The organism is Bradyrhizobium sp. Arg237L (assembly GCF_029990105.1).
Classification (GTDB): domain Bacteria; phylum Pseudomonadota; class Alphaproteobacteria; order Rhizobiales; family Xanthobacteraceae; genus Bradyrhizobium.
In genome coordinates, this window is sequence record NZ_JAQMIL010000019.1 from 67,720 (window position 1) to 88,056 (window position 20,337).

General features: G+C 62.6%; 16 protein-coding genes. 6 read left to right on the forward strand and 10 right to left on the reverse strand.

Going from position 1 to position 20,337, the window contains the following annotated elements; translation table 11 throughout:
- The first annotated feature begins 21 nt into the window (after nucleotides 1–21).
- Genes OZ411_RS14140 through OZ411_RS14155 form a run of 4 tightly spaced genes read left to right on the forward strand, consistent with a single transcriptional unit; the run spans nucleotide 22 to nucleotide 3,192 of the window.
- Entirely contained in the window at nucleotides 22–900 is an 879-nt protein-coding gene (locus OZ411_RS14140) for a branched-chain amino acid ABC transporter permease (RefSeq protein ID WP_282528432.1), read from the forward strand.
- Nucleotides 900–1,736 carry a branched-chain amino acid ABC transporter permease gene (locus OZ411_RS14145; RefSeq protein ID WP_130579807.1) on the forward strand — a complete coding sequence of 279 codons (837 nt, stop codon included), beginning with the start codon at nucleotides 900–902 and terminating at the stop codon, nucleotides 1,734–1,736. The genes OZ411_RS14140 and OZ411_RS14145 overlap by 1 nt, the downstream gene beginning before the upstream one ends.
- On the forward strand, nucleotides 1,733–2,485 hold the full coding sequence (locus tag OZ411_RS14150) for an ABC transporter ATP-binding protein (RefSeq protein WP_282528433.1): 753 nt from the start codon (nucleotides 1,733–1,735) through the stop codon (nucleotides 2,483–2,485). The genes OZ411_RS14145 and OZ411_RS14150 overlap by 4 nt, the downstream gene beginning before the upstream one ends.
- Nucleotides 2,482–3,192, forward strand: a complete 711-nt coding sequence (locus OZ411_RS14155) for an ABC transporter ATP-binding protein (RefSeq protein ID WP_282528434.1) — start codon at nucleotides 2,482–2,484, stop codon at nucleotides 3,190–3,192. Before OZ411_RS14150 ends, OZ411_RS14155 begins: the two co-directional genes overlap by 4 nt.
- Before the next feature lie 30 nt (nucleotides 3,193–3,222).
- Here the strand turns inward: OZ411_RS14155 and OZ411_RS14160 are convergent, their stop codons facing one another.
- The 10 genes from OZ411_RS14160 to OZ411_RS14205 form a co-directional block, all read right to left on the reverse strand.
- Nucleotides 3,223–5,547, reverse strand: a complete 2,325-nt coding sequence (locus tag OZ411_RS14160) for a molybdopterin guanine dinucleotide-containing S/N-oxide reductase (RefSeq protein WP_282528435.1) — start codon at nucleotides 5,545–5,547, stop codon at nucleotides 3,223–3,225.
- Between the two features lie 36 nt (nucleotides 5,548–5,583).
- Nucleotides 5,584–7,143 carry an acetolactate synthase large subunit gene (locus OZ411_RS14165; RefSeq protein WP_282528436.1) on the reverse strand — a complete coding sequence of 520 codons (1,560 nt, stop codon included), beginning with the start codon at nucleotides 7,141–7,143 and terminating at the stop codon, nucleotides 5,584–5,586.
- 34 nt (nucleotides 7,144–7,177) lie between these two features.
- On the reverse strand, nucleotides 7,178–8,833 hold the full coding sequence (locus tag OZ411_RS14170; RefSeq protein WP_282528437.1) for an ABC transporter ATP-binding protein: 1,656 nt from the start codon (nucleotides 8,831–8,833) through the stop codon (nucleotides 7,178–7,180).
- The gene (locus OZ411_RS14175; RefSeq protein WP_282528438.1) at nucleotides 8,830–9,669 is read right to left on the reverse strand and encodes an ABC transporter permease; all 840 of its coding nucleotides are present in this window, start codon (nucleotides 9,667–9,669) and stop codon (nucleotides 8,830–8,832) included. Before OZ411_RS14175 ends, OZ411_RS14170 begins: the two co-directional genes overlap by 4 nt.
- An 8-nt stretch (nucleotides 9,670–9,677) precedes the next feature.
- Nucleotides 9,678–10,700: an ABC transporter permease gene (locus tag OZ411_RS14180; RefSeq protein ID WP_282528439.1), complete on the reverse strand. Its 1,023-nt coding sequence runs from the start codon at nucleotides 10,698–10,700 to the stop codon at nucleotides 9,678–9,680.
- A complete protein-coding gene (locus OZ411_RS14185) occupies nucleotides 10,697–12,286 on the reverse strand; it encodes an ABC transporter substrate-binding protein (protein ID WP_282528440.1) in 1,590 nt (529 codons plus the stop codon). The genes OZ411_RS14180 and OZ411_RS14185 overlap by 4 nt, the downstream gene beginning before the upstream one ends.
- A gap of 75 nt (nucleotides 12,287–12,361) precedes the next feature.
- Complete coding sequence (locus OZ411_RS14190) at nucleotides 12,362–13,657, reverse strand: ArgE/DapE family deacylase (RefSeq protein WP_130579798.1); 1,296 nt, start codon at nucleotides 13,655–13,657, stop codon at nucleotides 12,362–12,364.
- A 76-nt stretch (nucleotides 13,658–13,733) separates the two neighbouring features.
- Nucleotides 13,734–15,011, reverse strand: a complete 1,278-nt coding sequence (gabT, locus tag OZ411_RS14195; RefSeq protein WP_130579797.1) for a 4-aminobutyrate--2-oxoglutarate transaminase — start codon at nucleotides 15,009–15,011, stop codon at nucleotides 13,734–13,736.
- A gap of 68 nt (nucleotides 15,012–15,079) precedes the next feature.
- Nucleotides 15,080–16,003, reverse strand: a complete 924-nt coding sequence (locus OZ411_RS14200) for a LysR substrate-binding domain-containing protein (RefSeq protein ID WP_282528441.1) — start codon at nucleotides 16,001–16,003, stop codon at nucleotides 15,080–15,082.
- A gap of 152 nt (nucleotides 16,004–16,155) precedes the next feature.
- Nucleotides 16,156–17,097: an alpha/beta hydrolase gene (locus tag OZ411_RS14205; RefSeq protein ID WP_282528442.1), complete on the reverse strand. Its 942-nt coding sequence runs from the start codon at nucleotides 17,095–17,097 to the stop codon at nucleotides 16,156–16,158.
- A gap of 371 nt (nucleotides 17,098–17,468) precedes the next feature.
- Here OZ411_RS14205 and sdhA point away from each other — a divergent pair, with 371 nt between their 5' ends.
- Together sdhA and OZ411_RS14215 are read left to right on the forward strand one after the other, a co-directional pair.
- Nucleotides 17,469–19,265 (forward strand): succinate dehydrogenase flavoprotein subunit, encoded by a 1,797-nt coding sequence (sdhA, locus tag OZ411_RS14210; RefSeq protein WP_282528475.1) that lies wholly within the window; start codon nucleotides 17,469–17,471, stop codon nucleotides 19,263–19,265.
- Nucleotides 19,266–19,467: 202 nt separating this feature from the next.
- On the forward strand, nucleotides 19,468–20,283 hold the full coding sequence (locus tag OZ411_RS14215; RefSeq protein WP_282528443.1) for a 4'-phosphopantetheinyl transferase superfamily protein: 816 nt from the start codon (nucleotides 19,468–19,470) through the stop codon (nucleotides 20,281–20,283).
- Nucleotides 20,284–20,337: the final 54 nt, after the last annotated feature.

A 20,337-nucleotide genomic window follows, 5' to 3' on the forward strand; every position in this document is an offset into this window, starting at 1 on the left:
ATCCGACCGACTGAAAACTTCATGCTGTGGCAGCAACTCGTGAACGGCCTCACGCTCGGAGCGATCTACACGCTGCTGGCGCTGTCGTTCTCCATCGTGATGGGAATTCTCGGCATCCTCAATCTGGCGATCGCCGAACTCTTCATGATCGGCGGCTATTTCGGATTCACGCTGATCGCCGCGAACTTTCCCCTTCCTGTCGCCGTGCTCGGCGGCATGGCAGGCGCGGCCATTGCGGCCATGGTGATCGAGAGGATTGGCTATCAGCCGCTGCGGGGCACCCCTGTTGTCACACCGATGCTGAGCACGCTCGGCTTCTCGATCATCCTGCAGAACGTCGCGACAAATCTCTGGGGCTCCGACCCGTTGCAATTGCCTGACGAATATCTGGGGCGGCAGTATACACTCGGCCCGGTCAATATCGGCCAGATGCAGTTGATCGTCGTCGGCGCCACCATCGTGCTGGTGACGCTGATCGCCTACACCGTGCAGCGAACGACCATCGGCCGTGCGCTGCGGGCGGTCGCCGAAAACCGCGAGGTGTCGCGCCTGCTCGGCGTCTCGGCGGACCGGCTGACCTTGTTTGCCTTCGCGCTGTCAGGCGCGCTCGCCGGCGTTGCAGGCGTCCTGATCGCGCTGCATTATGGCGCCATCACGCCATATCTCGGCGTCGAAATCGGGCTGAAGGCGGTCGCCGTGATGGTCATCGGGGGCACCACCAACATCTGGGGCGCGCTGCTCGCGGGTCCCCTGATCGGCGTGGTCGAGGTGCTCACGGTGGCCTATGGCGGCTCGCAGGTCCGCGACTTCGTCGTGTACGGCTTCATGATTCTGATCCTCTTGCTGCGCCCACAAGGTCTGCTCGGCGGCGCGCGTTCCGACCAGGGCCAGCGCGTGTGATGTCGACCTATTATGCCAGCCTGTTTGCTGAAGCCGGCATCCTGCTGCTCGGCGCGCTCAGCGTTTACATCATTCTCGCGACCGGCCAATTGTCGCTCGGCAACGCGGCTTTCATGGCGATCGGGGCCTATCTGAGTTCCTACCTCACGGTCGAACTCGGCATGCCGATCACGCCGGCGCTGATCGTCTCGGCGATCGCGGCTGGCACCATCGGCGTGATCGTGGGTTTCCCTGCGCTTCGACTGAAGGGCATCTATCTTGCGATGGCCACGCTCGGCTTCGGCGAGATGATCCGCAGCTTCTTCATCAACTTCCCGGCGATGGGCGGGTCCGGCGGCTTTCACGGCATGGCGCACATTTCGGTCGGGTATATCTGGGCATGGGCCGGCGGGATCCTCGTGGTCCTGATCCTCGTCGAGCGCTCGCGCGTGTGGCTCGAGATGCAGGCCGTGCACGACGACGAGACCGCGGCGGGGCTGGTCGGGCTAAACACCGTGGCGATCAAGGTTGGCGCATTCGGGATCGGCGCGGCTGTTGCTGCGATCTCCGGAGGGCTGTTCGCGCATCATCACGTCTATATCGAACCCGCCAATTTCGGCTTCGAGCGCTCGATCGACTTCGTGCTCGCGACCATCCTCGGCGGCTCCACGCTCGGGCTGGGCTCGCTGATCGGCGCAATATTGCTGGTCTTCCTGCCCGAATTCCTGCGGCCGATCGCCGACTGGCGCCTCGCCGCCTTCGGCACGCTGCTGATCCTGGTGCTCCTGGTGCGTCGCCAGGGTATCGTCGACCGCACGCTGCTGCGTGGGCTCACGTTCAGGAAGGCGGCATCATGAGCGCGCCGCTCCTTCAACTTACCGAGGTCACGAAAAGCTTCGGCGGCATCCATGCGCTGTCCGCCGTGACCAGCGGTGTGCCTGAGGGCAAGATCGTCGGCATCATCGGTCCCAACGGAGCCGGAAAGACGACGCTGTTCAACGTCATCACCGGAGCTTATCGCGCCGATTCCGGCACGGTTCGCCTCAATGGCACGGCGCTGAACGGCCTGCCTCCCCACCAAATCGCGCGCGAAGGCATTGCGCGAACCTTCCAGAATATCCGCCTCTTCCCCAGCATGACGGTCTGGGAGCATCTGCTTGTGGCGCAGCCGCACCGCGAGTCCTGGTGGCGCCGATTGCTGCCGGTCGGCTGGGGCGACCCCGCCGCGCAGGTGCGCGCGGTGGAGGTGATGGAGTTCTTCGGCTTGACGGACTTGCGCGACCGCCCCGCCAAATCGCTGCCTTATGGAATGCAGCGCCGGGTGGAGATGGCGCGTGCCCTCACCGCGCGGCCAAAACTGTTGCTGCTCGACGAACCCGTGGCCGGCATGAACCATGACGAGGCCGAAGAGGTCCGGCAACTGATGCTGAAGCTTCGCGCAACTGGGTTGACGATCCTCCTCATCGAACACGACATGAACTTCGTGATGCGGCTGTGCGATTATCTCTATGTGCTCGATTTCGGCGTGCTGATCGCGGAAGGCGCGCCAAGCGAAGTCCGGACGAATCCTCGCGTCCTCGACGCCTATCTCGGTAAGGACGAATGATACTCTCGGCTCGGGGGCTGCAGGTTCGGTATGGCGCTATCACCGCGGTGCGCGGCGTGGATATCGACGTCACTGAAGGCGAGATCGTCGCGTTGCTCGGCGCCAATGGCGCAGGCAAGAGCACGATTGCCCGGGCGATCGCCGGCCTCTTACCGTTCCAGGGCGAGATCGTCTACAAAGACCAAAAGCTCAGGCCGAATGACGCCGAACGCAACGTTCGCCGCGGCATCGTGCTGGTGCCCGAAGGGCGCGGCATTCTCGGACGCATGACGGTCGAGGAAAATCTGGCGATGGGGATCTACACCCGCGCGGACAAGAGCCAGGCGATCGCGGACCTCAAGCGCATGCAGGAGCGCTTTCCGATTCTGGGCCAGCGGCGTCACAACGCGGCGAGCCTGCTCAGCGGCGGCGAGCAGCAATTGCTGGCGACGGCGCGCGCGCTGCTATCGAAACCGCGCCTGCTGCTCCTGGATGAACCATCGCTCGGCCTTGCTCCCCAGGCCACGGCCTACCTCTTTGGCGTCATTGCCGAGACCCGCGCCGAAGGATTGTCCGTGCTGTTGGTCGAGCAAAAGGCGCGTCAAACCTTGAAGGTAGCGGATCGGGCGTATCTGCTCGAGACTGGCCGCGTGGTAACATCGGGCCCGGCACAGAAGTTGATCGAAGATCCCGCTGTCTCGGACGCCTTTCTCGGAGGACACGGTTGAGCTCCGTCCAGTGCGGGACGTCGGAATGGCTCAGAGAGATTTCACGGGGATCGGCGGCTCATAGGCTCGGACCGCCGGAGCCGTTCCGACGAACTTCTCGCAATCGACGACCGTGATTTGCCCGCAGCAGCCTTGAGCCAGTCGTGACGTGCCGACGTCGCGCGTCAGTACATTGGGATTGCCATGGAGGCAAAGCGGATTCTCTGCGTCACCCGGGGCGGGATCGTACCAGGCGCCAGTCGGCAAATTGACGACGCCCCGCATGACGTCGTCGGTCACCTCCGCCGCCGCGAGGCAGGCGCCGCGTGCGTTGAAGATCCTGATGACATCGCCGTCGACGATCCCGCGCGGCGCGGCATCGTCCGGATGCATCCGCGCGACTTCCCTGCCCTCGATCTTCCGGGACTGGCTGTACCCACCGAAATCGAGCTGGCCATGAAGCCGCGTCGCCGGCTGATTGGCAACCAGCCACAATGGAGCCGTCGTGTCCGGCTGCTCGGTGGAGGCGAGCCAGGTGGGATGGCCCGGGCAATCGTCATAGCCGTAGCCGGCAATCGTCTCCGAGAATATCTCGATCTTGCCGCTGGGCGTCGGCAGCGGATTCTCTTCTGGCTTCGTTCGGAAGCGACGCAAGATGCCTCCGTCGTCCGGTTCCGACGGAAGCGCCAATTCGCCACGTTCCCAGAACTCCTCGAAATCAGGCGCCTCCCAGCCGCGCTCGGCCAAGGCGCACCGCGTCGGCTCATAGAGATGACGCATCCACTGCGCGGCATCGCGTCCTTCGGCAAAGACGCTTGCGGCGCCAAGCCGGTCGGCGAGATCGCAGAGAATTGCGAAGTCGTCACGCGCTTCACCGATGGGCGGCGCGACCTGGCGCATCGCGATCAATCGCGGATCGGTCGCCGCCGCGCCGATATCGTCGCGCTCCAGCGTCATCGTCGCAGGCAGCACAATGTCAGCGGACCGTGCCATCGCGGTCCAGGCGAGTTCATGGACCACGATCGTGTCAGGGCGCGCGAATGCCTGACCCAGACGATGAATGTCCTGATGATGATGGAACGGATTGCCGCCCGCCCAATAGACGAGCTTGATGTCGGGATACTGCAGCTCGCGGCCGTTATACGCGAATGACGCGCCCGGATTCAGCAGCATGTCGGAAATCCGCGCCACCGGAATGAATTCGCGAACCGGGTTGGTTCCCTGCGGCATCGTCGGAATTGGCACGGCGTTGACGCGGCGGCCCGTGTGCCCCATCGCACCGAGCGCATAATTGTAGCCGCCGCCGGGCAGACCGACCTGACCGACCATTGCGGCAAGTACCGCGGCGGCCCACACCGGCTGCTCGCCATACTGCGCGCGCTGCAACGCGTGGGCCACGGCGATGAGGCTGCGATTCCGGACGAGCAAGCGGGCGATGTCCCTGATCCTGTCGGCCGCAATTCCGCTGATCGCAGCCGCCCAATCGGCATGCTTGGGCTGTCCGTCGCTGTCGCCGCGAAGATAGCGCTCGAACACGTCGAAGCCCGTCGTGTAGCGGTCGACAAACGCGCGGTCACAAAGATTTTCGGCGAGCAAGGTGTGCGCCATCGCGAGCATCACGGCAACGTCGGTGCCCGGACGAATCGGAATCCACTCGGCCTTGGCCTCAGCCGGGAAATCGTCGCGCAATGGGCTGATCGAGATGAACCGCGTGCCTCGCTTGACCGCCTCGCGCATGGCGTCGGGCTCGACATGACGGCTCAGCCCGCCGCTGGCGATCATCGAGTTCTTGATCGGCATGCCGCCGAACGCGAGCACGACATCGGTGTGGGTGCACACCTGGTCCCAGGTGACATTACGCCGCGAAAGCGCCTCGAACGGCCCCATCACATGCGGCAGAATCACTGACGAGGCCCCCGCGCTGTAGCTGTTGACCGAACGCACATAGCCGCCGCAAACCAAATTGAGAAAGCGGTGGATCTGGCTCTGCGCATGATGAAAACGTCCCGCGCTGGCCCAGCCGTACGAGCCTCCATAGATTGCTCGCGAGCCGAAATTGTCGCGAACGCGCGCGAGTTCACCGGCGAGCAGATCGAGCGCGGTGTCCCATCCGCATTCGACAAACTCGTCGCCGATTTCGCGCCGCTGCGGGCCAGGCCCATGCTCGAGCCAGTTGCGGCGGACCATCGGCTTGAGGATACGCGCCTTGTGGCGTAGGGCACCTTTGAAATTGGCGAGGATCGGCGATGGCGCCGGATCGCCGGCGTAGGGCAGGATCGAGACATCCTGACCGTCCCAGCGCGCCGAAAACGCTCCCCAATGCGCGCTGTGCGTCGCAAAGGCCCCGTCACGATCGGTCGGGTTGGAATGCGTCATGCGGTTGCTCGTCTATGGAATGTCGCCTCTCAGAAGTTACGGCAACGACGCCTCGATGACGAACGGCCCGCGCTGCCGAAGCGCGGCATCGAACACTTCCGCGAAACGCTGGACGGTCGTCACGCGTTCTGCTGCTACGCCCATGCCACCCGCGAGCTTGACCCAATCGATCTCGGGATCCTCGATGTCGAGCATGCGGCGGGCATTTTGGCCGGGGCTGGCGACACCAACCTTGCGCATTTCGCCGTGGAGGATTGCGTAGCCACGGTTGGCAAAGATGATGGTCACGATATCGAGCTTCTCGCGCGCTTGCGTCCAGAGCCCCTGAAGCGTGTAGAGGCCGCTGCCATCAGCCTGAAGCGACACGACCTTGCGCCCGGGACAGGCGATCGCGGCCCCCGCCGCCATCGGCACTCCGATCCCGATGGCACCGCCCGTGATCTGCAGATAATCGTGTGCCGGCGCATTGTAGGACAGCTCGTAGAAGCCGGCGGAAGTGATCGCCTCGTCGCACACGATCGCGTTCTCCGGCAGCTTCGCAGCGACCACGCGATTGATCATTTCGGCGGTCAGGGGACCGTCGGCTTGGAGCGACATCTCGGCTGGCGGCCGGTGACTTGTCTGCAAACCTGCTGCCGACTTGGCGCCGACAGCTTCCGCAAGATGGGCGAGAATTCCCTTCAGATCGTGACCGAGCCCGCCGAGTTCGACCACGCTGCACCCCTCAGGCGCGAGACGACCCGACTGCGTTGGGTAGCCAAAGAAGGTGACCGGCTCCTTGGCACCGATCAGCACGATCATGTCGAGATCAGCCAGTGCGGCGCGGCCCGGCTCCCAGGCGAAGGATATCTTTTCGATCGGCGCCCGACCGCGCCCGCGCTCGATGCGCCCATTGACGCCCTGCGCAAACAGCCGCGCACCGGTCTTGGCGCAAATCCTTTCGGCATCGGCAAGCGCATCGGCACGCAAGGCCTGCCCCGACAGAATCAGTGCCGCCTTGCAACCGCTGCGCAACTGCTCGACGACCGTCTTGAACTTGTCTGGATCGACTTCGCGCCTCGGCGGTGGCGAACGCTTGGCGAGCGGAGCCCCGGCTGACCGTTCCGACCAGGCCATATCCGCCGGCAAGATCAGCGTCGCGATGCCGTTCGCCAGGCTCGCGTCCCAGGCCTCAGTGACATCCCGCTCGATCGAGGCGGCACTGCCGATCCGGCGCACGAACGCGGACATCGGCCGGGCGAGCGTTTCGATGTCGCTCGTCAACGGCGCGTCGAGCGGAAGGTGCGCGGTCGAATGCTCGCCGACGATGTTGATGATCGGCGTGCCGGCGCGCCTGGCGTTGTGGAGGTTGGCGAGCCCGTTCGCGAGGCCCGGCCCGAGGTGCAAAAGCGTGGCCGCGGGCCGGTCCGTCATCCGGCCGTAGCCATCGGCAGCTCCGGTGACGACGCCCTCGAACAGCCCAAGCACGCATCGCATGTCCAGCCGACGATCGAGCGCGGCGACAAAGTGCATCTCCGACGTGCCCGGATTGGCGAAGCAGGTATCGACGCCAAGCGCGAGCAGCGCGTCACAGAGATGATCCGCACCAGTCTTCATGTCATTCCGCCCCGTGTTTCCCGTTCGCGAGCGCCTAGGCGAAACATACGTTGACCGACGGTTCGTGAGGCCGACCGAACAACGAGCGCCCCGGGATGGCCTCGAGCAGCTCGCGGGTGTACGCGTGCTGCGGCGCGCCGAATACCGATTGCGTTTCACCCTGCTCGACGATTTCGCCGCGCCGCATCACCACGATCCTGTCGGCGATCTCCGATGCGACGCGCAAGTCGTGCGTGATGAACAGCATTGCCAGGTTCATTTCCTCGCGCAGCTCCGCCAGCAATTCCAGGATGTGCTGTTGCACCGAAACGTCGAGCGCCGAAACGGCCTCGTCCGCGACCAGCACCAGCGGCTTCAACGCGATCGCGCGCGCGATACAGATGCGCTGGCGTTGGCCGCCGGAGAACTCATGAGGGTAACGTTGGTATGCGCTCTCCTTGAGCCCTACTCGCGCCAACAGTCGCTTTGCGCCCGCAATGGCTTCGACCGGCGGCGTTCCATAGGTCATCGGTCCGCGCGCGATGGCTTCGCCGACCTTTTGTCGTGGATCGAGGGCCGCAAAGGGATCTTGAAAGACGATCTGCACCTTGCGGCGCATCGCGCGCAACTGCGCGCCTTTCAATTTGAGAAAGTCCACCCCATCGAAATCGATCGTACCGGTGTCGGGCTCGATCAGCCGCATGATCATGCGCGCGAGCGTCGATTTGCCCGATCCGGACTCCCCGACGACGGCGACCGTCTCGCGCGGTCGCAGCGTGAGGGCGACGTCCTGCACGGCCGATACCCGTCGCACCGGCCTGAAAGCGCCCTGCCGGGTCGCGAACACCTTGTTGAGACCGCGGGCGTCCAACAACGGATCGCTGCCCAGGGCATGGCTGCGCGTTGTGGCGGGCCGGCCACCCGGCACTGCCGCAATGAGCGCCTTGGTGTACTCATTCTTGGGGGCGCGGAGGACCTCGTCGACTGTGCCCTGCTCGACCACACAGCCGTTGCGCATGACGACGACACGGTCGGCGATGTCGGCAACGACGCCGAAGTCATGCGTGATGAACAGGACGCCCATTCCCCGCTCGGCCTGCAACTTCCGGATCAAGCCGAGGATTTGCTTTTGCGTGGTGACGTCAAGTGCGGTCGTCGGCTCGTCGGCGAGCAGCAGCGCCGGCTCGTTGGCCATTGCGATCGCGATCATGATGCGTTGGCGCTGACCGCCGGAGAGCTGGAATGGATAGCTGCGGGCGAGTGCCGGAGGATCAGGCAGGCCGACTGCCGCGATCAATTCGATGACTCGCGCGTCCACCTCGGAACGGGGCAGCTTCGCGCCAGCGTGGGTGATGATGGCTTCCGCGATCTGCTGACCGACGCGCGTCAGCGGATTGAGCGCGCTGAGCGGCTCCTGGAAGATCATCGATATCGGGCCGCCCCGCAGCGCCCGCATTGCCCCTTCATTCGCCGTCGCGAGGTCCGTATCATTGAAACGGATGGCGCCCGCGGCAACGTGAAGAGCCGGCGGCAGCAACCGGAGCACGGCGTGCGCGGTAATCGACTTACCCGAACCGGATTCGCCGACCAGGCAAACGATCTCGTTGCGACGTACGGCAAGCGAGACGTTCTCCACCGCGAACTGCCGGTCGCCACCCGTGGGCAAGGCAACGGACAGATTTTCGATTGCAAGCAGCGGTTCGTCCGTCATGCACCTCGCGCCTTCCGCGACAGTCTCGGGTTCAGGGTATCGTTCAGTCCTTCGCCAACGAGGTTGATCGCCAGCACGGTGAGGAAAATGGCTATCCCGGGGAACACGCTCATCCACCACGCCTGGCGCATCACCGACCGGGACGCGCCGATCATGAATCCCCAGGACATCAAATTGGGGTCACCGAGCCCCATGAAGCTCAGCGCGCTTTCGATCAGGATCGAGCTGGCGATCATCAGCGAGCCGGTCACGATGATCGGCGACACGGCGTTCGGCAGGATGTGACGCATCACCACCGACACCGGCGGCTGTCCCTGACAGACCGCGGCCTGCACGAACTCCCTGCTCCGCAGCCGCAGAAACTCGGCGCGCGTCAGCCGCGCAAGCTGAGGCCAGCTCACGGCGCCGATCGCGAGGATCACGTTGCTCAGTGAAGGCCCGAGCGTCGCCACCAGCAGGATGGCAAGAATGAAGCCCGGGATGGTCTGGAACAATTCGACAAAGCGCATCAGAATGTCGTCGACGCGGCCGCCGAAATAGCCGGCAACGGCTCCCACGGTGACGCCGATCGCGAGCGCCGCAAGTGTCGACGACACGCCAATGAGGAGCGAGACCCGCGCGCCATAGGCAATACAGGCGGCGACGTCGCGGCCGAGCATGTCGGAGCCGAGCCACGTCTCGCCGTCGAACGGCGGCTGGAACGGCGCGGCCACCATATCCCAGGGATCGACGGGAAACAGGGTCGGCGCCACGATGGCCAGCACGACGACTCCGGTCAGGATGACCAGTCCGATGACGCCGGCCGGGTACCGAAGAAAGGATGCCAGGGTCTTCATGGCTCGCCTCACTTCACACTTCCTACGGAGATGCGCGGATCCACCATGCGATAGACCGCCTCGGTGAGCAGATTCAGCCCGATGACGACGATCGACATGACCAGGAAGATGCCCTGCATGACCGGATAGTCGCGCTGCAGCACGGCGTCATAGATCAGCCGTCCCAAGCCGGGCCAGGCGAACACGGTCTCGACGACAACCGCGCCACCAACCACGGCGCCGGCCTGCATTCCGGCGACCGTGATAACGGGCAGGATCGCGTTGCGAAGCAGATGGCGCATCACGATCTGGGACTCGGTCACGCCCTTGGCGCGCGCCGTCTTGATGAAATCCTGCTGCTTGACCTCGATGATCGAGGAACGCATCAGCCGGGCGTAGATCGCGAGATAGACAGCGGCCAGCGACAAGGTCGGCAGGACCATGTGCTGGGCAATATCCGCGATGCGCTGCCACGTCGTCATCTCGACGCCGATCGTCGCGTAGCCGAATGGGGGAAGCCAATTGAGCTGCACGGAAAACAGCAGCACGAGCATCAGGCCGAGCCAGAACACCGGCAAGGCATAAAGCAGCAGTGAGACGATGGTAAAGAACGTGTCGGACCATTTTCCCGCGCGCGTGCCGGCTATGGTCCCAAGCGCCGTGCCGCAGACGAGCGACAAGATGAATGCTGTACCAGTGAGCAGCAAGGTCGCGGGCAGCCGCTCGAGCAGCAGCGACAACACTGTCCGCTGCTGCCGATAGGAATAGCCGAGATCAAGCGTCAGCGTTTTCTTCAGGGAGCTAGCCAGTTGCACCAGGTACGGCTGATCGAGGCCGTAGGCTGACCGTATCTGACGGAGCAATGTTTCGTCGGCGGCACCGCTTTGTCCTGCGATCACCTGCGCCGGGTCGCCGGGCGCCGCGTGAACGAGAATAAAGTTGAAGGTCGCGATGACCAGGATCACGCCGATGATCTTCACCGCTCCGTAAGCGATGCCCAGCACGTAGGCCGACAAGCGGCCTCCGTACTTGGTGATGGCGACAACGCTCATTCGAACCGGACCGCGCCGAAGGTCTCGTGAACGCCGATGGCAGTCGTGGTCACATTCTTGAGCTTCTTGTCGGTGAACGTCGGAAAGTCCTGTTCCAACAGCCATACGATCGGCACATCTTCGACCACGATCTTCTGCACCGCGCTGTAGAGCTCTTGCCGCTTCTCGTCCGACGTGGCGGTCGCCGCTTCCTCGAAAAGGCGATCGGCTTCCGGATTGGCATATCCGGCCGTGTTGGAAAACATGATGCCTTTGCGGATGTTCGACGAAATGTAGGTTCGTGACACGCCGATGGCGGGATCCCCGAGCTGATAGACGAGATTCGTCGTCATCGAGTACTCCCAGTTGCTGACCTTCTGGATCCAGCCCGCGACATCGGTACCTTCAAACTGGATGTCGATGCCGACTCGCAGCAGCGACTGGCGCAAGAACTCAGCGACACGACGATAGAGTTCGCCCGATGGCGTGACCAGGAACGGAACGGTGATCCGCTTGCCGTCTGCGCCCGGCTTCAATCCCATCTCGTCGAGAAGAGCCTTTGCCTTGTCCGGTGAGTATTCGTACTGCTTTACGTTCTTCTCGTAGAACCGGGTCTTCGACGAGATCGGACCGGTCGCAATCTTGCCCAGACCGAAGTAGACGCGCTGGAGCAGGGCTTTTCGGTCGATCGCGTACATCACCGCCTGACGGAAGCGCTTGTCGTTCATCGGCGCAATCCGGTTGTTCAGTTCGAGCCACAGATGCGGCGCGAAGTATTCATATCCCTTCGTCGTCATGTCGAGATGGGGCAGCTTCGTAAGGCGAGCGACGTCGTACTGCTCGATGTCGCTCCACTGCGTCAGCTTGACGGTTCCCTGCTCTAACGCGACCGAACGCGCCGCTGCGTCCGGAATGACCCGGTAGATGATCTCGTCGATATGAGGTTCACCGGCGCGGTAATAGCCCTCATGCTTGATCAGGTGAATGTGCGACCCTCGCACCCATTCCTTCAGCTTGAATGGACCGCAACCGATTGCCTTGTCGTTCGCGGGGTTGGTCTTGAAGTCGGTGCCTTCGTAGATGTGCTTCGGCAAGATCGGCGCCGTGGTGCAATCGAACGCTCCCAGGAACGGGGAAAACGGCGACTTGAGCTTGAACACAACGGTCAGCGGATCGGGAGCTTCCGCGCTTTCAATGCGGGTGAAGATCGGCCGGGCCCGCGCGTGGGTCTCGGGCAGAATCTTGGTCATCGAGAAGATGACGTCGTCGGCCGTCAGCGGCTTGCCATCGTGGAAGGTGATGTTCGGGAACAGCTTGAACGTATAGGTCAACCCGTCGGGCGAGACGCTCCAGGACTGCGCCAATCCCGGGACCGGCTTCAGGTCAAAATCGTAGCGCAGCAAGCTCTCGTAGATCTTGCCGCCGACCGTCAGCGTCGGCTGGAGCTGACTGATCGCGGAGACCAGCATGGCCGGCTCCGGATGGATAATCGTGCTGAGCGTGCCGCCGCGCGTCTGCCCCGCGGCACGGTGCAAGCCGAGCGGGATTCCCGCAACGCTGGCCATTCCTGCGACCAGTCCCAACTTGCCGAATTCACGTCTATTCATTCCCATGACATCCCCCCTTCCTGTTTACATGGCTCTCTGGATGAGACGCGCCGGCCGCAGATGCGGCGGCGACCATCACAGCTTCTTCAACCCGCACCAGTTGGCGACGAAGAGCGCGATGCTCAGTGTGATCTTGCGGACGCTTTCGAGATCGACGCGTTCATTGAACGCATGCGGCCCGATGCCGAAATGGCCGTAGCACAGCGCCGGAATTCCATAATCCACTTTGTAGTAGCGCGTATCGGTAACGGCGGTGCCGATCTGCAATTGCATCGGCTCGTTGAAAACCACTTGATGCACCGAGGCGAGCACCTGCTCGGCTTCGCTTCCAGGCTCCAAGACCGACGGATCAGCCTGGAAACCGCTCCAGATCAGTTCAGCCGGATTGCTCGACAGGAAGCTGTCGGTGGCCTGTGCGTCGGCGAGGCACTTCTCAATGCCACGCATCGCCTCCTGCGGCGTCGTCCCCGGAAGCAGGCCGAGCCGGCAATCGAACTCGCACCAGGCCGCCGTCGAGCTCGCCCAGTCGCCGCCCTTGATGATGCCGACATTGAACTTGATCGGCGATTTGACCGTCTTGAACCACGGATGATCCACGGCCTGTTCGTTGAGCCGCTTGGTGTAGTCCTGGAACGCACGGATCACGTGCATGCCGGACAAAATGGCGCTGGTGCCATTCTCTGAATAGGCGACATGTGCCGGCGTGCCCCGCACCCGCACCCTGAACCAGATCGCGCCGACCTGCGCGCGCAAGAGCTTGTGGCCGATCGGCTCGGGAATCAGGCACGCGTCGGCGCGATAGCCGCGCATCAACGTCGACAGTGCGCCGTTGCCGGTGCTTTCTTCCTCGGTGACGGTCTGCAGGTGGATGCGGCCCTGCGGCGCATAGCCCGCGGCCCGGATCGCATCGAGCGCGTAGATCATCGCCGAGACGCCGGCCTTCATGTCCTGAGCGCCGCGGCCGTGCATCCAGCCGTCGCGCACCACACCGTCAAACGGCGGAAAATCCCAGAAATCGAGCGGGCCTTCCGGCACCACGTCGATGTGGCCCTGCATGATCAGGCTACGTCCCTTCCCGTCGCCGTCATGGGTCGCCACGACTTGCCTCGAGCCGGCAAGATCGATCCCGTCCATCGGGGCCGCCTTCGGATGGCTCATCAGGTCGACATCGGCGAGACTGAAGGCATCGACCTTGTAGCCGCGCTCGGCCAGGCGCTCGGCCATCCAGGCTTGGAGCGGAGCCTCCTGGCCGCGCAGACTGCGGAATTGCACCAGACGCTCGAGGAAGGCGACCTGGTCGTCAAAGTTGCGATCGACAGCAGCCCGCAATTCTTCGGCAAGACTGTTGGTCTTGGTCAGCTCAGTTTCCAAGGTCGTCTCCTGTGCGCAAGGGTCATTTCACCGAATGCCCATTGTTGGTCTGGTCGATTTTCGCCGGTCGTGGAGTTCAGGCGACGAGGCAGGATTCGAGGATCGAAAGTCCCTCGTCCACGATCTCGTCCGACGCCGTGAGCGGGACCAAGATCCGAATCGTGTTCGCAGTCGTGCCGCAGGACAGCAGGATCAGGCCGTTCTGGTGCGCGAGCCTGGTGACCTGACTGGTGGCTTCAGCGTCCGGCTCGTTGCTCCCCCGTTGCTTGAGCACATCAAAGGCGATCATCGCGCCCAATCCGCGAGCCCGGGAAATCGGCAGCAGATGATTGGCCTGCGCGAAACGATCGATCGCATCGCGCAAGCGCGCGCCGATCTCATTGGCGCGCGCAAGAAGGTTCTCTTGCTCGAACACATCGAGGACCGCAAGCGCCGCCGCGCATGCCAGCGGATGACCTGCATATGTGCCTCCGAGGCCACCCGGCTCCGCCGCATCCATGATCGCGGCACGTCCGATCACGCCCGATAGCGGCAAGCCACCGGCAAGGCTTTTCGCGACACAGATGAGGTCCGGCTTGACGTCGTAGTGCTCCATCGCGAACATTTTTCCAGTCCGACCGAATCCGGTCTGAACTTCGTCCGCGATCAGCACGATCCCATTCTCGTCGCAAATGCGGCGCAGCCCGCGCATGAGTTCGGGGGGAGCCTGGTGGAAACCGCCTTCGCCTTGCACCGGCTCGATGATGATCGCCGCCACCTGGGATGCATCGATATCGGCCTTGAAAATGAAACCGATATAGCGCAGCGCGTCGTCGACACTAATTTCGCTGCCACTGATCGGAAATGGCACATGCCACACGCCGGGCAGAGGGGAAACAACACCCTTCTTGTAAGGGACGACTTTTCCCGTCATCACCGACGCAAAGGCGGTGCGCCCGTGGAAGCCCCCCGTGAACGCGATGACACCGGTGCGGCCGGTTGCCGCACGAGCGATCTTGACCGCATTCTCGGTAGCCTCGGCGCCGGTCGTGAGCAGTATCGACTTCAGCGGCCCGCTGATCGGCGCCAGCGCATTGAGACGCTCGGCGAGTTCAACATAGGAGTCATAGGGGGCGACCTGGAAACAGGTGTGCGTAAAGCGATCCAACTGATCGCGAACCGCCTTGATCACCCGCGGATGGCGATGACCGGTGTTGAGAACCGCAATGCCACCGGCAAAATCAACGTAACGTCGCCCCTCGACGTCCCAAAGCTCGCTGTTGAGTGCCCGCTCAGCGAAAACCGGTGTGGCATGACCAACACCACGGACCACCGCAGACTGCCTGCGTGACATCAGTTCGGAGTTTAGCGCCATTCTTACTTCCCCAAGTTGAGGGGACCGTAGTTGGCGCTATCGAACGAACAACCAGTTTTATTATCGCGCTATGGTGACTCACATGCACCGGTCGGACCGTTCGGTGCGCTGGCCAGCACATTTTGTAGCCAATTCCGCAATGCAACAATCGCCAGGTCGCGCCAGCGCTCTTTCAAAGCGACCAATTGGTACGTTCCCATATAGACGGAGGTAGAGAGGAGTTCGACCAACGCGCCGGTGCGAAGGTCGTCCTCGACCAGGACGTCATTGGCGATCGCCACGCCCTGCCCCAGTCGCGCCGCCTCGATGGCGAGATGGGCATGCCAAAGACGCTGGCCGCCGAGCTGCGGCAAATCGACCAATCCGGCCAGCCGAAACCAGCGCTCCCATTGCTCCGTCGATTCCTCGTGGATCAACGCGATCGAGGCCAAGTCGGTCAGGCTCGTGATGGCCGGATGACGCGCCAGATAGCTCGGGCTGGCCACCGGGAAGACCCTCGGCCGGATCAAGGGCTCGGACGCGAGATCGAGATGCGTGGTGATCACATCGGCATAGACGATCTCGGCATCCGCCTCACCACGCGAGAGATCGGGGTGCGATAATGTTGGCTGCAGGTTGACTTCCCATCGGTTTGGTGGGCCCGTCAGTTCGGGAAGCCTCTGCAGCAAACGACGGTTGGCGATGCCGGGAATACACCAGATGTTAAGGGTGGTTCGCGACGGAGGACGCACCGCAACCGTAGCGCGCGCGATGATCTCAAACGCTTGCGACAATTGCTCATAGAGAAACGAACCTCGTTCGGTGAGCATGACGCCGCGACCTTGGGCGCGGACGAGCGTGACGCCGAGGCTTTCCTGGAGGTTCTGGATGTGACGCGAAACGACGGTATGGCTCACCGCCAGCTCATCGCCAGCGGCACGCATACTGCCGGTGCGGCCAACAGCTTCAAAAGCTCTCAACGCAACAAGGGATGGAACCCGGGGCCTGGTCATAGGGGTGTGGAGACAATCAGCGCTTCAATCGCCGAGGGTTATGCCTCACCTAAATATTTTCTTCAATTAGAACAGACACATCGTCGGGTGCCCTGTTCGCTCCTACACAAGGGCCATCGACACATTCTCTCCCCGTGTCGTTCGCTTTAGGCCTATTCGGGCTGCTTCGACAGGAAGTCGATCATCAGACGTGCTATGTCGTCGACCTTCTCGTCGAGCGCGAAGTGACCGGCGTCGAGCAGATGAATCTCCGCATCCGGCAGGTCGCGCCTGAACGCCTCCGCGCCCGGTGCAATGAAGGATGGATCATAGCGTCCCCACACGATGAGCGTCGGCGGCTTGTGCTCGCGCAGAAACGCTTGCCATGCGGGGTAAGAGGCCACGTTCGTGCGGTAGTCGTAAAGCAGGTCCGCCTGGATTTCTCGCTGCCCAGGTCGGGACAGGAACGCATATTCGTCGGTCCATGTATCGGGGTTGTAGCGCTCGAGATTGGGGCTGTTGCCGATGTGACGGGCCTTGGCGCCTTCGAGCGAGGTGAAAGCGTCGACCTGCTCCGGGTGGGCATCACGATCGGCCCAATATTGCGCAATGCCGGTCCATTTGGCGCCGAGCCCTTCGCTGTAGGCGTTCGCATTCTGGATCACAAGCGCGCGCACCCGCTCGGGATGAGCCACCGTGATGCGGTAGCCAACCGGACCGCCATAGTCCTGCAGGTACAGGACGTAGCGGCTGATCTTGAGCTGCTCGAGTAAGGCGTTCGTGGTCTGGGCGAGATGGTCGAACGTGTAAGCGTAACGTGAGGGCGGCGGAGCCTCGCTCTGGCCGAACCCCGGATAATCAGGTGCGATCAGGTGATAGCGCGTGGCAAGAAGCGGAAGCAAAGCATCGAACATCCGCGAGGAGGACGGAAAGCCGTGCAACAGCACAATCGTCGGCGCGTCGCTCGGCCCCGCTTCACGATAGAAGATGCCGACGCCATCCACCTGCGTGCGATGATAAGTGATCGTGGCCGAGGTCGATGGCAAGGCTGCGGCCCGGGCGCCATGACCAACGGCTAGCGCGGCGACGGCCGATAGAACGGTTGGGAGCTTCATATCCTTACCTCCGGCAATGCGATTGGCCGACGTGCGACCGAAACCCGCGAAGAGACAAGTCCTCCGAACAGCGAAGCGCGACGACGTTTGCCATCGGGATCCCCTGAATATCTGATGCAGGAAGATATAGGCTCGATCTCCGTCCTGAAAATTCAAATAACGAGATACGTATCATCTCATTTGACGATATCGGAATCTCGCCGCGAAGCGATGGGCATGGTCACAGCCAGGCCGATGGAATTTGGCCTGCTCGATGCCATATTGAGTGGTGTCGCTAGAACGGTCGGAGATCGATAAGCCTTTTGTTCGCCGATCCGATGAATACCGCTGAACTCAGAAAGACCAGTTCGCAAACTTGGGAGAACAGCAGGATGGCTAAGGCGTACGAAATCATCGACCACAATTATGATGTGGTGATCGTCGGTGCCGGAGGCGCCGGACTGCGCGCGGCACTGGGAATGGCATCGTCAGGTCTCAAGACGGCCTGCGTCACAAAGGTCTTTCCGACGCGCAGCCACACCGTCGCCGCGCAAGGCGGCATGGCGGCCTCGCTTGGAAACATGGGCGATGGCGACGATTGGCGCTTTCACATGTACGACACGGTCAAGGGCTCCGACTGGCTCGGTGATCAGGACGCGATCGAATACATGTGCCGCGAAGCCGTGCCCGCGGTGCTGGAACTGGAGCACTTTGGCGTGCCCTTCTCCCGCACCGCGGATGGTCGGATCTATCAACGTCCCTTTGGCGGCCAGACCATCGCGTACGGAAAGAAGATGGCCCAGCGCACCTGTGCGGCGGCCGATCGGACGGGCCATGCCATTCTGCACACGCTCTATCAGCAGTGCCTGACTCACAGCACGGAGTTTTTCATCGAGTATTTCGCGTTGGACCTGCTGATGGATGACGATGGCGCCTGTCGGGGTCTGTTGGCGTGGAACATGGAAGATGGGACCATCCACCGCTTCAATGCTCACCGCACTGTGCTGGCGACTGGTGGTTACGGCCGCGTCTACTTCTCCTGCACCGCCGCCCACACCTCTACCGGCGACGGCAACGCGATGGCCCTGAGGGCCGGATTGCCGCTCGAGGATATGGAATTCACACAGTTTCACCCGAGCGGCATCTATGGCTCCGGTTGCCTGATCACGGAAGGGGCGCGCGGCGAAGGCGGCTATCTCACCAACTCCGAAGGCGAGCGCTTCATGGAGCGTTACGCACCAAGCGCAAAGGATCTTGCCGGACGCGACGTCGTATGCCGCGCCATGACGATTGAGATCAACGAAGGGCGCGGCTGCGGTCCGCGCAAGGACTATATCGAACTACATCTGGAGCACCTCGACCCGGAGCTCCTGCACACGCGCCTGCCGGGTATCAGCGAGACCGCGAAAATCTTCGCAGGCGTCGACGTCACACGCCAGCCAATTCCGGTGCTGCCCACCGTCCATTACAACATGGGCGGAGTTCCGACCAATCTGCATGGCGAAGCCGTCACGTCTCGCCACGGCGATCCGGAAACAGTCGTTCCAGGACTGATGGCGATCGGGGAAGCGGCTTGCGTTTCGGTGCATGGCGCGAACCGCCTTGGCTCCAATTCGCTTCTCGACATCATCGTGTTTGGACGGGCGGCGGCTCACCGCGTGATAGAGACCTTGCGTCCGCAAGAGGGCCACGCACCAGCGCCCGACGAGGCGACCGATCGTGCCATCGCGCGTCTCGATCGCATCAGGTGGGCCAAAGGCAAGACTGTCGCCGGCGACATCAGGCTGGCCATGCAACAGACCATGCAACGCCACTGCGCCGTGTTCCGTACCGGCGCTCTGCTGGACGAAGGACTGGCAAAGCTTAACGACGTGATCGCCACGATGCGGAATGACGTTGGAGTGACCGATCACACGATGATATTCAACACCGATCTGGCCGAAACACTCGAACTGGACAACATGCTTGCGCAGGCGAGCGTCAGCCTTCATTCAGCGATCGGTCGCAAGGAAAGCCGCGGCGCCCATGCGCGGGAAGACTTCCCCAAACGCGATGACGAAAACTGGCTGAAACACACCCTGTGCTGGCTCGACGATGATGGCCGTGCGCGCCTCGACTACAGACCAGTGCATTTGCAGCCTCTCTCAAACGAGGTCCAGTCAATCCCGCCAAAAGAGCGCGTGTACTGATCGAGGGGTACCGCTCAATGCTGGATATGTCGCTCAGTTCAAGAAAACCGGTGGCCGATGTTACCGACAATACAAGGAAGCTTCGACTCCATTGTAGGTCGTCGGATGGATTCTAATCGATATTCCTTTCGAATCGCCGCTTGCCGTAGCCAATTGGCTGAGAGCATCGAACCGGAGCCGCTGTAAGATTGATCAACCTTGCATGAAAAACGCTGTCTACACCGGACAGGAAGGCTTCGCCTCATCGCTTACCGCGTTGCAGGCAACAACGGCGGTCGCCTGGGCAATCGCTGTCAAGCGTGTCACGCCAGAAAACGATGAGTTGCGCCTGCGATGGTTGCCCCATCCGAACCTCCCGGCGCCGGTCAGAGGACCGACACCCCGAGAGATCGCGTTCTGGCTGGCCGCAGTCTCCCCGCCGGAGGAAGGCGCCACGCCCGGCCCTACCGCGCTTCTTCTTGAGCAAAGTGCCGCGCTGCTTGACGTGCAGGAAACGAACCACTTGGCGCGACTCCGGCATCATGAGGATCGGCGCAGTTATCTGGCCGCCCACGCCGGAGCACGTCTGATCCTTGGACATATAGTAGGCCGACCGCCCAATGCCCTGCGGTTTGCACCGTCGGCGAATGGCAAGCCGGTCCTTCTCATCGATCCGCAGGAAATCGACTTCAGCCTCAGTCATGCCAGGGGCGCCGTTGCCGTCGCAACAGCACGCATGCCCATCGGGGTCGACGTCGAACCCCTACGCGAAGTGGATCATCTGGATTCCATGAGCGAGCTGGTCCTGGCCGCCGAAGAACAAGCTGCTCTGCGGAAAGCGTCGGAGATATCCCGGTCCCGATTGTTTCTCCGCTATTGGACCCTCAAGGAGGCATTGCTGAAAGCCGCCGGACTAGGTTTCGCAGTTCCGCCAAATGAGGTCATCGTCGATGCAGGACCAAGCCCAACGGTCCTCGCGGTACCTCCTGCGCTTGGATCTGTCGCGCAATGGCACCTTATCGCCCCTTCTGACACCTGACGGAAGCACCGACAAAAATACCGCCGTGGACGAAAATCCACGGCGGTAAATCAT